At 60.6% G+C, this 12,842-nt stretch carries 13 protein-coding genes; 8 read left to right on the forward strand and 5 right to left on the reverse strand.

The window, feature by feature from the left end; genetic code table 11:
* Position 1: 1 nt before the first annotated feature.
* Together M728_RS00420 and M728_RS00425 are read right to left on the reverse strand one after the other, a co-directional pair.
* Positions 2-781, reverse strand: a complete 780-nt coding sequence (locus tag M728_RS00420) for a class I SAM-dependent methyltransferase (RefSeq protein ID WP_026619627.1) — start codon at positions 779-781, stop codon at positions 2-4.
* A gap of 5 nt (positions 782-786) precedes the next feature.
* Positions 787-930, reverse strand: coding sequence for a hypothetical protein (locus tag M728_RS00425; protein ID WP_156943364.1), 144 nt, complete (start codon positions 928-930; stop codon positions 787-789).
* Between the two features lie 214 nt (positions 931-1,144).
* Between M728_RS00425 and M728_RS00430 the strand changes: the two genes are divergently transcribed.
* A complete protein-coding gene (locus M728_RS00430) occupies positions 1,145-2,011 on the forward strand; it encodes an alpha/beta fold hydrolase (RefSeq protein WP_026619628.1) in 867 nt (288 codons plus the stop codon).
* A gap of 327 nt (positions 2,012-2,338) precedes the next feature.
* On the opposite strand, the gene M728_RS00435 is transcribed toward M728_RS00430, so the two are convergent.
* Positions 2,339-2,770 carry a VOC family protein gene (locus M728_RS00435; protein ID WP_026619630.1) on the reverse strand — a complete coding sequence of 144 codons (432 nt, stop codon included), beginning with the start codon at positions 2,768-2,770 and terminating at the stop codon, positions 2,339-2,341.
* Between the two features lie 226 nt (positions 2,771-2,996).
* Between M728_RS00435 and msuE the strand changes: the two genes are divergently transcribed.
* The 5 genes from msuE to M728_RS00460 all read left to right on the forward strand — a co-directional run bounded on the left by msuE (position 2,997) and on the right by M728_RS00460 (position 7,644).
* Positions 2,997-3,587, forward strand: coding sequence for an FMN reductase (msuE, locus tag M728_RS00440; RefSeq protein WP_026619631.1), 591 nt, complete (start codon positions 2,997-2,999; stop codon positions 3,585-3,587).
* 44 nt (positions 3,588-3,631) lie between these two features.
* Positions 3,632-4,984 carry an LLM class flavin-dependent oxidoreductase gene (locus tag M728_RS00445; protein ID WP_026619632.1) on the forward strand — a complete coding sequence of 451 codons (1,353 nt, stop codon included), beginning with the start codon at positions 3,632-3,634 and terminating at the stop codon, positions 4,982-4,984.
* 84 nt (positions 4,985-5,068) lie between these two features.
* On the forward strand, positions 5,069-5,845 hold the full coding sequence (locus tag M728_RS00450; RefSeq protein WP_370906480.1) for an ABC transporter permease: 777 nt from the start codon (positions 5,069-5,071) through the stop codon (positions 5,843-5,845).
* 38 nt (positions 5,846-5,883) lie between these two features.
* A complete protein-coding gene (locus M728_RS00455) occupies positions 5,884-6,864 on the forward strand; it encodes an ABC transporter substrate-binding protein (protein ID WP_026619634.1) in 981 nt (326 codons plus the stop codon).
* Between the two features lie 9 nt (positions 6,865-6,873).
* Positions 6,874-7,644 carry an ABC transporter ATP-binding protein gene (locus M728_RS00460; protein ID WP_026619635.1) on the forward strand — a complete coding sequence of 257 codons (771 nt, stop codon included), beginning with the start codon at positions 6,874-6,876 and terminating at the stop codon, positions 7,642-7,644.
* Positions 7,645-7,786: 142 nt separating this feature from the next.
* Here M728_RS00460 and M728_RS00465 read toward each other — a convergent pair whose 3' ends face one another.
* Positions 7,787-8,686: a helix-turn-helix domain-containing protein gene (locus M728_RS00465; protein WP_026619636.1), complete on the reverse strand. Its 900-nt coding sequence runs from the start codon at positions 8,684-8,686 to the stop codon at positions 7,787-7,789.
* A gap of 241 nt (positions 8,687-8,927) precedes the next feature.
* On the opposite strand from M728_RS00465, the gene M728_RS00470 reads away from it, so the two are divergent.
* Together M728_RS00470 and M728_RS00475 are read left to right on the forward strand one after the other, a co-directional pair.
* A complete protein-coding gene (locus M728_RS00470) occupies positions 8,928-10,931 on the forward strand; it encodes an aldo/keto reductase (RefSeq protein ID WP_026619637.1) in 2,004 nt (667 codons plus the stop codon).
* A gap of 510 nt (positions 10,932-11,441) precedes the next feature.
* A complete protein-coding gene (locus M728_RS00475) occupies positions 11,442-11,930 on the forward strand; it encodes a BA14K family protein (RefSeq protein ID WP_026619638.1) in 489 nt (162 codons plus the stop codon).
* A gap of 287 nt (positions 11,931-12,217) precedes the next feature.
* Here the strand turns inward: M728_RS00475 and M728_RS00480 are convergent, their stop codons facing one another.
* On the reverse strand, positions 12,218-12,688 hold the full coding sequence (locus tag M728_RS00480) for an aminoacyl-tRNA deacylase (protein WP_026619639.1): 471 nt from the start codon (positions 12,686-12,688) through the stop codon (positions 12,218-12,220).
* Positions 12,689-12,842: the final 154 nt, after the last annotated feature.

Genomic DNA, 12,842 nt, shown 5'->3' on the forward strand with positions numbered 1-12,842 from the left:
ATTAATCAGTCGCCCGCACAGCGCTGACGATCCATGCACGCGAGTCGAAAAACACACCTTCGGCAGTCATGTGCGCGTCCAGCAAATCACGCAGCCGCTGCTGTGGCTGCTCCGGTGGTTCATCGGAGCGCGCAAGCGCGTCCTTCACCAGATAGAGGCCGGTGAGAGCATCAAAAGCGGCATCAACATCCGGCCCGTAGAAGACCGGCTCTTGCACCTCGACAAAGTCGATTGAGGCGAAGCCGGCAGTGCTGAGAAGTTCTGTGGCGATGGCGGGATCGCTAAGTGAAAACGCCTTGCCGGCATTCTCTGAAATCGCGCGCCCCGGAGCCAACGCCTGCCTAATGGCACCAGACCACGCATTGCGCTCCTGGCTCTGCCACACCATCCACGCAAGACGCGCGCCTGGGCGCATCGCTCGGGCGATATTGGCAAATGCCGCCGCCGGATCAGCAAAGAACATTACTCCGAACCGGCTAATGCATAGATCAAAGCTGGCAGCCGGAAAGTTGTGGTGTTGTGCGTCGCCCAGTTCAAAGGCGACATTCCGAAGCCCTGCATCTACGCAACGACGCCGCGCAATCTCAAGCATCTCGGCAGAAGTATCCACACCGACCACGTCTCCTTCCACCGCGATGCAGGCGGCTTCACGGGTGGTTTGGCCTGCACCGCAACCGATATCGAGCACTCGGTCGCGCATTCCGACACTGGCAGCGGCCCGTAAATGCCGGTTGTGCAGTGACAACTCTGCGTCGTAAAAATCAGCACACTGCACCGCCATGAGAATCACCCCGTTTTGTGCTTGGCTACGGATGGAGTTCGTCCCTCTTCCGTTTCTACCGTGGCCTGGTAAGCCTTGGTCAGTTTTTGCAGCACCGAAAATTTGCTCGTCGGCGAAGCTGTAAGGTGCAGGACGCGCAGTTCGCCCATGACCTGTTCCCCATAACTTTGGCCCGCCCCTTCCAGCAACTGCCCGAACGCTGGGCTCCCGGTCGCGGGCAGGTACCTGCACCCTCCATGCTCCTATTGCAGCCATGACTGGAATCGTCGCTGCGGTCCCTATTCTCTCAGGAAACTGGTTGCATAACAGGAGCGGATATGCAAGAAGAATCTGGTTTCAATTTGCAATCGGAAGGATCAGTCAATGGCGCAGACCGGATCATTGCTCGTCACCGATAAGATTGTTGAGATCGGGGGCGCGGCGCTGCAGACTCAAGCTTTCGGCGACCCCTCCAGCCCACCCTTGTTGCTGATCATGGGGATGATGTCTTCGATGTTGTGGTGGCCGGACAGGTTCTGTGAAGAACTAGCCGCTCAAGAACGCTACGTGATCCGATACGACCAACGCGACACCGGCCTTTCCACGCACTATCCGCAAGGCGAGCCCGGTTACTCGTTTAGCGACTTGGCCGACGATGCCATAGGTATTCTAGACAGCTACGTCTTGGAAACGGCGCATCTAGCCGGCATGTCGATGGGCGGCTTCATCGCGCAGGAGGCCGCATTGCGCCATCCCCAGCGTGTGCGGACGCTCACGCTGATCAGCACGTCGCCGCTCGCGGTCGAGGGCTTACCGTCCTCGACCAAGGCCTATCGGGAGCACTCTATGGCGGCCGAGAGGATCGACTGGTCTGACATTGGAGCCATCGCCGATTTCCTGCGTCGCGATACGGCCATGCTCGCCGGCATCAGGCATCCACACGATGCCGATGCTGCAAGCGCGTTGATCGCCCGCGACATGGCCCGGGCGCCGTCATTTGCCAGCGCCACGAACCATTTCGCGCTGGTGAGTGAGGAGGAGTCTGCAAGGCTGCAGGCATCCGATATCAAAATGCCGGTTCTTGTGATCCACGGCACCGCCGATCCGCTGTTTCCTATCGAGCACGGGGAGGCCTTCACCAAAGTCATCCGAAATGTACGGTTGCACCGGGTCGAAGGGGGAGGGCACGAAATCCACGATCGGGACATTGACGAGATGGTCCAGGCCATCACCGATCATGCTGCTTACTGAACATTCGGAAAGTCCGCCATTATTCCGTTCGGCGGAAGCAAGCCGAATGGCTGTTTCCCCGACTGTTGTGACCGTTGATTTAGCTCATACAAAATTCCGTCGGGGCAAATAGCGTGGCAAAAAAGGTAACTTTGCTGGGTGCGCTGAAATCTGCATCCATACTTTTCAGACGATTTAGGAGAGGGTTAGGGGCAAAAAGGATCCCGTTTATCGGCACCTGTAAGAGCGTTGCGCTCTGATGCGCCGCTCCTGCGCGTGTCGGTTTCTGCTGTCGGAAGCCCTGCGACGGCAAGATCAACGGCTTGCTCGCTCGCTGACGCCAGATGCTCATCCGAGACTGTCAGCCGGTAAGTTGGCTGGGTTCCAGACAACCTCCCACAGGTGTCCGTTCGGGTCGCGGAAATATCCGGCATAACCGCCATAGAACGTGTCCTGAGCGGGCTTGATGATCTCGGCTCCAGCGCGAGCTGCTTGATCCATTACCTCATCAACTTCTGTCCGGCGCATAACGTTATGCCCGATCGTGAATGAGGTGGAGCTGATCGGCGTTTTCGGTAGGCCGGTGTCGTGGGCGAGGTCGTCCTGCGCCCAGATCGCGAGCTTTAGCCCGCCAGCCAACGTGAAGAATGCGACGGCGCCATGCTCGAACTCGCGGCCGATGATCCCTTCCGTTGGCAGTTGCAAACCGTCGCGATAGAAGGCGAGGGATTGTTCGAGGTCGGCGACCCCGATGGTCAGTACGGAAACACGCGGCTTCATGGCAGCTCCTCATTTTATCCGGTTGCCCAAATACCCTTCGGCTCCGATCGAAGAGTACGACGCCTGACGCGTTAACGTTATAGTAGCGCTCTCGGGAGGCAAACTTTTTCCCTACTCTTGGCCGAGCGACCCGAATTTTCCTTTAGCTGACAAAAACAGTAGATAATATATATTAAGCCTCGCCGATCAGCGCTGGCGTGCCATTCCGCTTGCCGAAGGAGAAACAATGCCCCCCCTTAAACTTGTCGGTCTTGCCGGAAGCTATAGCCGACCCTCCAAATCTCGAACATTGGTCGAGGAGGTTTCGGCGCTCGCGTCTGAACGCTACGGATTTCGCCGTCGCATCTACGATCTTCACGATGCCGGTCCTTTTCTGGGCCAGGCCCAGCGCTTTGCGGACCTCGATCCCAACGGACGCCAGCTCATAGAAGACATCATCGCCGCCAATGTCCTGGTCGTCGGATCGCCGACCTACAAAGGCAGCTATCCGGGCCTGTTCAAGCACCTGATCGACCTGATCGAACCGCTGGCATTGCGCGGCAAGCCGATCGTCGTCACCGCAACCGGTGGCGGAGATCGGCACGCCTTAATGGTCGAGCACCAGCTCCGACCGCTCTTCGGGTTCTTCATGGCCCATACGCTGCCGACCGCGATCTATGCTTCCGATCGTGACTTTTCCGACTCCCGCATTGCCGCGGAATCGCTGCGTCAGCGGATCGTCCAGGCAGTGGATGAATTGGAGGCGTTCTTTCCGGTGCTAGCGAGGCCCGCGGCCGCGGCGGAAGGAGGGTGGCGGCCGCTCGTCTCAGCAATCTGAAGGGTAGCGCTTGCTTCGATCAATTGAACAGGGAAGGAATTGAAATGACACGCAAGATCAGGCTTGGAGCATTTCTCCCCGGTGGCGGGCAACACATTGCGGCATGGCGGCATCCAGACCAGCCCGCCGATGGCGCGACAAGTTTCGAGTTTCACAAGCGTCTGGCCCAGACGGCCGAACGTGGTCTTTTCGACGCTTATTTCCTCGCAGACAATCTGGCGGTCGGCTTTGGCGGTGCGCGTGAGGGCGGCAATGCCCGCGTCGCCGGATTCGAGCCGGTGACGCTGTTTTCGGCTCTCGCGCCCTTCACCACCCATCTCGGCTTTATCGCGACGTCGTCGACGACTTATGAAGAGCCCTACACGACGGCACGCAAGTTCGCTTCCCTCGATTTGATCTCCGGCGGCCGTGCCGGCTGGAACGTCGTCACCACGACAGGCGACCTGACGGCGCAGAACTTCAATCGCGACACGCAGCTTCCTCATGCGGCACGCTATCGTCGCGCCGCCGAACATGTCGAAGTCGTTAAGAAGCTCTGGGACAGCTTCGAAGACGACGCTTTCATTCGCAACAAGGAAAGCGGCGTCTTCTACGATCCGCAGAAGCTGCACGAAAGCGATCATCGCGGCGAGCACTTCCAGGTGCGCGGCCCGCTCAATGTCTCACGCTCGCCGCAGGGCTATCCGGTCATCATCCAGGCCGGCCAGTCCGAGGATGGACGCGGGCTTGCGGCCGCCACCGCCGAGGTCATCTTCACTGCGCATCAACACCTTGAAACCGCCCAGGAGTTTTACCGCGACATCAAGGCGCGCGCCCGCGGCCTCGGCCGCAATCCGGGCCATATTCTCGTCATGCCCGGCGTCTCTCCTTTCGTCGGGCGGACGGAAGCCGAGGCACGCGAGAAGTACGAGCGCCTAACCTCGTTGATCGTCGAGGAGGACGGCATCGGCCTTTTGAACGGTCTGACCGGCGGCACGCTCGACCTGCGCGGCTACGATGTCGACGGACCGCTGCCGCCTGCGCCGCCCACGGAAGGGATGAAGAGCCGGCAGGCGCTTATCCGCCAGATCGCGGACGAGAACAACTTCACCATCAGGCAGCTCTATCAGTGGGTCGCTTCCGCCCGTGGCCATTACACGATCGTCGGCACGGCCGAGAAGATCGCCGACACGCTACAGGAGTGGTTCGAAAACGAAGCCGCCGACGGCTTCAACATCTTGCCGCCGTGGCTTCCGACCGCGCTCGACGACTTTGTCGATCTGGTAGTCCCGGAACTTCAGCGGCGCGGTCTGTTCCGCACGGCATATGAGGGCAGGACGCTCAGGGAAAATCTCGGCCTCCCTTTCCCCGTCAACCGCTGGACAGCCGCGCGCTCGGCCGTCCAGGCCGCCGAGTGAGGAGCGACCATGACCCTCGAAAACGTCAACTCACCGCTGACAACGAATTTCAGGCTTGCAAGCCCAGGGCGGACAGGTCTGGTCATGGCGCCACGTCTGCGCGCGCTGATCGGTCCGTTTCTGTCCCGCTATGGCCTGGTTCTAAGTTTTCTCGTCCTGTGGCAGGTATCGAGCAGCCAAGGCTGGGTTAATCCGGCGGTCTTTCCGTCACTCGACGTGATCTTGGCCGCCTTGTGGGACGGTATTGCCAGCGGCGCGCTACTGGACGATATCGCGATAAGCCTGCAGCGCTCGGGCATTGCATTCGCATCGGCCGTCGCGATCGGCATTCCCCTCGGCCTCTTCATGGGACAGGTCAAGGCCATCGAGCAGGCGCTTGACCCGCTGCTGCAATTCTTCCGGCAGACGTCTGCTCTGGCGCTCTATCCGGTCTTCATCCTGCTGCTCGGTCTCGGGGAGACCTCCAAAGTCTTCGTGATCTTCTGGGCCACGCTCTTCCCGACCTTGTTGTCGACGATCGGTGGCGTCAAAGAGGTCGATACCAAGCTCATCGAGATGGCGCGTACCTACGGCGCCGGCCGGCTCACGACCTTCCGTCGCGTGGTGCTGCCCGCGTCGGTGCCGGCGATCTTTGTCGGTCTGCGTCTCTCTGCCACGACGGCGCTGCTGCTCCTGATCGCGGCCGAGATGATCGGCGCGAACAAGGGTATCGGCTTCCAGGTCATGAACGCCCAATACAACTTCCAGATCCCGCTGATGTTCGCCGCGATCCTGCTGCTCGCGTTGCTTGGACTCGCCGCCAACGCCGTGCTCGTTCTTCTTCAACGCAAACTCTGCCGCTGGTCTCAGCCCAGCCTCTGACATGCTTCTCCCGGCTTCTCCCTTGAAAGGATAACGACATGACCTTCCATTCCCGCAAGCTGCTGCTGTCCGCAGCTCTCTTCCTCGGTCTCACCGGCGCTGCCGTGGCGGCGGATGCCGTCAAGCTCCGCTACCTGGCGAGCCAGGGCGGTCTCTCTGCGCATGAGCTTGCCGCCGAACTCGGCTATTTCGACGGCACCGGCATCAGCTTCGAGAATGTTGGCTATGCGACGGGCGGCCCGGCCTCGCTGATCGCGCTCGCCTCGGGCGACGTCGAAATCGGCAGCGCCGCGACCTCCGCCGTATTGAACTCAATCATCAGCGGCAACGATTTCGTCGCAGCCTATCCTTCGAACGGCATCAATGACGAGGTCCAGTCGATCTTCTATGTTTTGGAAGACAGTCCCATCAAGGAAATCAAGGACATCGCCGGCAAGAGCGTGGCGGTCAACACGCTCGGTGCGCATCTCGACTACACCATTCGGGAAGCGCTGCATTCGGTTGGACTGCCGCCGGATGCCGCCAATCAGGTCGTCGTACCCGGCCCGCAGCTCGAGCAGGTTCTCCGCTCCGGCCAGGTCGACATCGCGGCCTTCGGTTATTGGCAGACGACCTTCGAGGGGGCCGCCAGGAAAAATGGTGGCTTGCGCGCGATCTTCGATGACACCGACGTCCTCGGCGAAATCGCCGGCGGCTTCGTCGTACTGCGACGGGATTTCGTGAAGGCGCACCCGGAAGCCGCCAAAACCTTTGTCGAACAATCGGCGCGCGCTCTCGACTATGCGCGCGAGCATCCGGAGGAAACCAAGCAGCTCTTGGCCAAGGCGTTGAAGGAGCGCGGCGAAAATCCGGATATCGCTCAGTATTTCCGCGGCTATGGCGTTCGTGCCGGCGGCCGCGCGGTCGAGCGAGACATCCAGTTCTGGATCGACGTGCTCGTCCGCGAGGGCAAGCTGAAGGAGGGGCAGTTGGCGGCCAAGGACATCCTGTTCACCGATGGCGCTTCGGCGAGCAACTGAGGAACCGCGATGAGCTTTGCGCCGGAAATCCGCCGTGGAGAGGTGACCATCCGTCATCTCTCCAAGTCCTTCACCCTGAATGGCAGACGCTTGCCCGTATTGAAAGACGTTAATCTGCAAATTCGCTCCGGCGAAAGCCTGGCGATTGTCGGCGCCAGCGGTTCGGGCAAGACAACCCTGCTGCGGGTTCTGGCCGGCCTGGACGAGGCCGATGCCGGAGAGGTCCTGATAGACGGAAAGGCCGTCAGAGGTGTCGGCGCAGAGCGCGCCGTCATCTTCCAGGAGCCCCGGCTCCTCCCCTGGTTGACGGTGATCGACAACGTTGCCTTCGGCCTGGAAACACGTGGCGTCCGTCGCGGGGAGGCGAAGGCCCGGGCGCGACGCTATGTTCAGCTTGTCGGCCTGCAGCAGTTCGAGAACGCCTATCCGCGCCAGCTTTCAGGCGGCATGGCGCAACGCGTCGGCATTGCCCGAGCTCTCGTCGTGCAGCCCGAGATATTGTTGCTCGACGAACCGCTTGGCGCGCTCGACGCCATGACCAAGATCAGCATGCAGCAGGAGCTCGCACGGATCTGGCGCGACGAGGACGTGACGACCGTTCTCGTCACCCATGACCTCGAGGAGGCGATCTATCTGGCCGACCGCATTCTGATCCTGCCGCGCGAAAAGGGCGGCGAGCCGCGGCTGATCGAGATCGACCTGCCCCGTCCGCGTGACCGTAGCGCGCGCGAGTTTGTCCGACACCGCGAGGAGCTGCTCAATCTGTTCGGGCTGCACTGAAGTTTTCCTCTACTGCATGTTTCCTTAAATCGTACCCGATTTAGGGACAAAACATGCAGCAATTCAAAGTGCTACAGCGTCCTTTATGCGTCTGAAAAGACGCACGGCGCTGTAGGAGCGCCGGTCACAAATCGGGTACGATTTAAGGACTTGCAGCCGCCGCGGCGCGGACGTCGCGGCGGAAATCCGAAGGCGGCATGCCGGCGATCTGCCGGAAAGCCTTGTTGAAGGCGCTCACCGAACCGAAGCCGCTATCGAGCGCCACCTGTAGAATGCTGTCATTGCCGTTCATCAGCATGGCTTGCGCCCGCGAAAGGCGCAGCAGGGTCACGTACTTGATCAGCGTCATGCCCGTCGACTTGCGAAACAGATTCATGGCGTATTTCGGATGCAATCCGGCGGCGGCGGCGATCTCGACCGCATCGATCTCCTCGAGAAAATTGGCAGCGATGAAATCGCACATGCGCTCGACGGCGGGCGAAGGCGAAGCCGAGGCAGCTCCGGCATTGCCTTCCTTGCCCGACGCAATGATCGTGTAAGGCTCCAGGAACATTCGTTCAACGCGCAGCAGCAGCTCTTCCACGGCGTGCCGGGCCTTCACCTCATCTCCGGAATTGGCCCAGCTGCGCCATCGCGGAAAGTTCTGGTCGTCGGCACAATCGGTTTCGGATGTCAGCATCGTGGCGCCGCCCATAAGCATTGCCGATATCGCCGGCGGCAGCCGCATGCGGAAGAAATGCACCAACGGCAGATGGGCGCCCGCATAGAGGGAATCATCGGAGGACTCGTCCATCCTGTGGGGCTGCCCACCCCAGAAGAGACACATCTGTCCGGCGTCGAGCCTGAGATCATGGCCGGCCATGCGGTAATGCACCGAGCCGCGCACCACGTAATTCACTTCGACCTGCGCATGCCAATGCGGGCGCAGCATGATCGCGGGGTGGGCGTGGAAGAAATGCAGCTGCGTAGGCATGCCCTCGATGCTGCAGGCGCTGGGCTGGTAGACCGCTCTTTCGACAATCTTACTTTCCGACAACTCCACGTTCCCTTTGCACGAGACAGATTTTCGCCCGGCGATAATCTGCCCATGTTCGCTGAAGAACCACAATCGGAAAAGGGAGGAGGTTTCGATGTGCTTTAGATGTTGGCACTCCTCGATTTGGGCAATTCCATTCCCGCACGCTTCGTTCTATCGCCCGAAATGACCTTCCCGCAGGCAGTGGCGGCGCTGCCGACCTGTCCCTCAGCATGACCAATCCCGGGACTGATCGAAAGGATATTGCATGAACTCAGTACAGCGGATCCGTTGGGGTATCATCGGCCCCGGCACCATCGCGCGGACATTCGCCGAAGGCATTGCCCATTCCGCTACCGGGTGCCTGGTGGCCGTCGCCACCCGCAACCCGGACAAGCCTGGCCTCGGCGAAGGCTTTCCGGGGGCGCGCATCGTCAAGGGTTACGACGCGCTGCTCGCTGATGCGGATATCGATGCGGTTTATATCGCTACGCCACACACCGGCCATGCCGAATGGGCGATCAAGGCGGTGCACGCCGGCAAGCATGTGCTGGTCGAGAAGCCGCTGGCGCTTTCCGCCTTCGATGCACGATCGATCTTCCACGAGGCGACGAAGGCCGGCGTCTTCGCCGGCGAAGCCTATATGTACAGATTCCATCCGCAGACAGCCCGTCTCGTCGAACTGGTGCGGGATGGGACGATCGGCGAAGTGCGGATCATCCGCTCGAGTTTCGGCTTCGACATGGGCGTTTATCGCCCGGAGCACCGCCTCTTTGCCAATGATCTCGCCGGCGGCGGCATTCTCGATGTCGGCGGTTACCCCGTCTCGATGGTGTGCATGCTCGCCGGTGCTGCCGAGAAAAAGCCTTTCCTTGAGCCGCTGACGGTGTCTGGCGCTGCTCGGCTGGGACCGTCCGGCGTCGACGAGTGGGCGTCGGCGGTCCTCAAATTCCCCAACGACATCATCGCGGAGGTGTCCTGCTCGATCATGGCTGAGCAGGACAACGTGCTGCGCATCATCGGTTCCAAAGGCCGAATCGAGGTGAAGGACTTCTGGTTCGCCTCCGGCAAACAGGGCGGGATGGGCAGCATCGAGATCATCAAGGGCGACGGTCAGCAGGCGGTAGAGGTGGAGGAAAAACGCCATCTCTATTCGTTCGAGGTCGATGCGGTGGGCGAGGCGATCCGTGCCGGCCGCACCGAGTTCACCTTCCCCGGCATGAATGCCGAAGAGACCTGCGCCAATCTGCGTGTTCTCGATCTCTGGCGCGCGTCCGTCGGTCTTGAATTCGCAATCGAGACGGCCGCCAGGCGGACCGTCAACATCGCGGGCGCGGCGGTCGTCGCCGGGAAGAACGTACCCAAACGGCAGGTTCCCGGCCTGGCGAAGCCAGCGTCCACGGTTGCGCTCGGCTTCGAGTTCTTCCCCAATTTCGCCTCCGCCTCGCTGACGCTCGATGCGTTCTACGAGGCAGGCGGAAACCTGTTCGATACCGCCTTCATCTACGAGCGCGGCAAGGCCGAGAGCATCTTCGGCGACTGGCATACGAGCCGCAAGCTCAACCGCGAAGACATCGTCCTGATCGGCAAGGGCGCGCATTCGCCGCTCTGCTATCCGGATGTGATCGCCAAACAATTGGATCAGTCGCTCGAGCGAATGAAGACGGATTATGTCGATGTCTATTTCATGCACCGCGACAATCCGGACGTCCCCGTCGGCGAATTCGTCGACGCCATGGACGCCGAGGTCCGGCGCGGGCGCATCCGGGGCATTTTCGGCGGATCCAACTGGACACGCGAACGCATGGACGAGGCGATCGTCTATGCGGAGAAAAACGGCAAGGCGGCACCGGCCGCTCTTTCCAACAACTTCTCGCTGGCGCAAATGCTCGATCCCATCTGGCCCGGCTGCGTCGCGGCGTCGGACGATCGCTGGAAAGATTGGCTGATGACGCGCCAGATACCGAACTTCGCCTGGTCGAGCCAAGGGAGAGGCTTTTTCACCGAAAGGGCGGGGCGCGACAAGCATGACGATGAAGAGCTCGTCCGCGTCTGGTATTCCGAGCCCAATTTCCAACGCCGAGACCGCGCAATCGAACTCGCCAGGAGGCGCGGCTGCAGCCCGATCCATATCGCGCTCGCCTATGTCATCGCCCAGCCATTCCCGGTGATCCCGCTTATCGGCCCGCGCACCGTGGCGGAACTGGAAGACAGCCTCTCTGCCATTCAGGTTACGCTTACACCGGAAGAGGTGCGTTGGCTGGAAGGCTGATCCTTAACCTGCGCGGCCAAGCTCTCATGGAAACGGCGCACTTCAAGTCGCCGTTTCTGTTCACAGCCGACCGCCGCCGGTCAAGCCGCAAGCCAGTCGACCGGAAAACTACTATTTACGAAGAGCTTTGCGTTACTGCATGTTTCTTAAATCGTAGCCAATTAAGGACAAAAACGTCCAGTAATTCAAAGTGCTATAGCGTCCTTTGTGCGTCTGAAAAGACGCGCGGCACTGTAGGAAACCGCGGTACTCAGTGCCAATCTCCACATATCGAGTACCCTTGCAACAGGTTCCTCGAGCATCTTGCAAGCGGATAGCAAGCGGCGCTATTCCGAATAGAGGGTGCGGCACCCGTGGGCGGCATTATTTGAAGGGAACGCCTTCCTACCACTTGAAATTTGTTGAACCGACGTCTGTTTGAGCACAAAATTAGCCAGCAAGTCCAAAAGGCTACAGCGTCCTTTGCGCGTCATATTCCAAGTGCGGCGCTGTAGAGGAAAGGTGAAGCCAATGAAGAGGCTAGCAATCGTTGCCTTGTCGCTGGCGACGGCGCTCACGAGCGTTGGGCCGGCCATGGCGTTTCCCCCCGTTGTCCCACTGAAGGTCGAGGTACCGCAGGCGCAGCCGGTCAGCCACCGCAACGGTGACGACGATTGGGCCTGGGCGCTCGGCGGGCTCGCCGCCGGCACGATCATCGGGGGGCTGCTGACGCAGCCGAGGTATTACGGCCCGAGGTATTATGGCCCGAGCTACTACGATGAGGGCTACTACTACGGCCCGACCTATTACCGGCCGCGTTACTATGCGCCAGCCTACTACGCGCCACGTTACTACTACGCGCCGCGCTACTATGCGCCGAGTTATTACCGCCAGACCTATTATGGCGGCAATGCGCATGCGCGCTGGTGCTATGCCCGCTACCGGTCGTACAGGGCTTACGACAACACGTTCCAGCCCTATTACGGTCCGCGGCGGCCGTGCGTCTCGCCCTACTATTGATGGCGTCGCGCAACTACAGCGCTGCGCGTCTTATCAGGCGCGCAAAGGTCGCTGTAGCACTTTGAATTGCTGCATGTTTGCATCCTTAAATCGGGTAGGATTTAAGGAAACGTACAGTAGCCATTCATCGCGCCTTGGGCACTATGACGCGCAGGCCAGCGAGGAGATTGACTGGTATCTACAGCGCCGTGCGTCCGATTGGACGCGCGGCGCCGTGAGCGACAAGACTATCGCCCCTTCGATTGCCGCATCGCTTCGACGCCGCCGGAAACCATGCCGGCGTCCGCTTACGACGGGTGGCTGAACCGCGCCACCCGCGCATCCTTCGTCAGGTTGCGGAAATTGCTGCCGCTCATATGTACGAGCGTCCTATGGTCGCCGCCCTCGAAATAGATGTCGCTGGCCCTGTCGAGGCTTTCGTCGAGAATGACCGGTACGCCATAGGCTGATCCGATCGGCGGGACCGCGCCAATCTCGCAATCGTTGAAAAGTTCGCTGACCTCCTCCTCCGAGGCGAGGCCGAGACGCCGGTTCATGACGTCCTGCAGTGTCGAGAGTTCGACACGGTGCGTGGCCGGTACGACGGCTAACACATAGCCCATCTCGTGGTGCACGACCACGGATTTGGCAAGCCTGTTGCCTGGGACGTGAGCGGCCTCGGCTGTCTGGCTGGTGGTTGCCGTGCGGTGGTGGGCGACGGTGTCGTAGGCCACACCCTCGCTGTCGATGTAATCCTGAAGTTTCTTGGCGATCGTCATCGTGGCGCCCTTCTGCTGAGTAGCGACGCGGAAGACAAATATTCTCCTCTGATCGCCTGCGGAGTCAACGATGAATGGACCGCCCGAGGCGGGAGGCAAGGCGACTCCGCAGGCGGCGTTCGGCGCGATTCAGGAGCGATTCGAGGAAAAGTGT

Origin of the sequence: Ensifer sp. WSM1721, from assembly GCF_000513895.2 — a bacterium.
GTDB lineage: Bacteria > Pseudomonadota > Alphaproteobacteria > Rhizobiales > Rhizobiaceae > Sinorhizobium.

Excerpts from the sequence above, each read along its gene's own strand:
- M728_RS00470 (WP_026619637.1), top strand. The coding sequence starts at position 8,928 with ATGAACTCAGTACAGCGGATCCGTTGGGGTATCATCGGCCCCGGCACC.
- M728_RS00425 (WP_156943364.1), bottom strand. The coding sequence starts at position 930 with ATGGGCGAACTGCGCGTCCTGCACCTTACAGCTTCGCCGACGAGCAAA.
- M728_RS00430 (WP_026619628.1), top strand. The coding sequence starts at position 1,145 with ATGGCGCAGACCGGATCATTGCTCGTCACCGATAAGATTGTTGAGATC.
- M728_RS00480 (WP_026619639.1), bottom strand. The coding sequence starts at position 12,688 with ATGACGATCGCCAAGAAACTTCAGGATTACATCGACAGCGAGGGTGTG.
- msuE (WP_026619631.1), top strand. The coding sequence starts at position 2,997 with ATGCCCCCCCTTAAACTTGTCGGTCTTGCCGGAAGCTATAGCCGACCC.
- M728_RS00445 (WP_026619632.1), top strand. The coding sequence starts at position 3,632 with ATGACACGCAAGATCAGGCTTGGAGCATTTCTCCCCGGTGGCGGGCAA.
- M728_RS00420 (WP_026619627.1), bottom strand. The coding sequence starts at position 781 with ATGGCGGTGCAGTGTGCTGATTTTTACGACGCAGAGTTGTCACTGCAC.
- M728_RS00475 (WP_026619638.1), top strand. The coding sequence starts at position 11,442 with ATGAAGAGGCTAGCAATCGTTGCCTTGTCGCTGGCGACGGCGCTCACG.
- M728_RS00450 (WP_370906480.1), top strand. The coding sequence starts at position 5,069 with ATGGCGCCACGTCTGCGCGCGCTGATCGGTCCGTTTCTGTCCCGCTAT.
- M728_RS00455 (WP_026619634.1), top strand. The coding sequence starts at position 5,884 with ATGACCTTCCATTCCCGCAAGCTGCTGCTGTCCGCAGCTCTCTTCCTC.
- M728_RS00435 (WP_026619630.1), bottom strand. The coding sequence starts at position 2,770 with ATGAAGCCGCGTGTTTCCGTACTGACCATCGGGGTCGCCGACCTCGAA.
- M728_RS00460 (WP_026619635.1), top strand. The coding sequence starts at position 6,874 with ATGAGCTTTGCGCCGGAAATCCGCCGTGGAGAGGTGACCATCCGTCAT.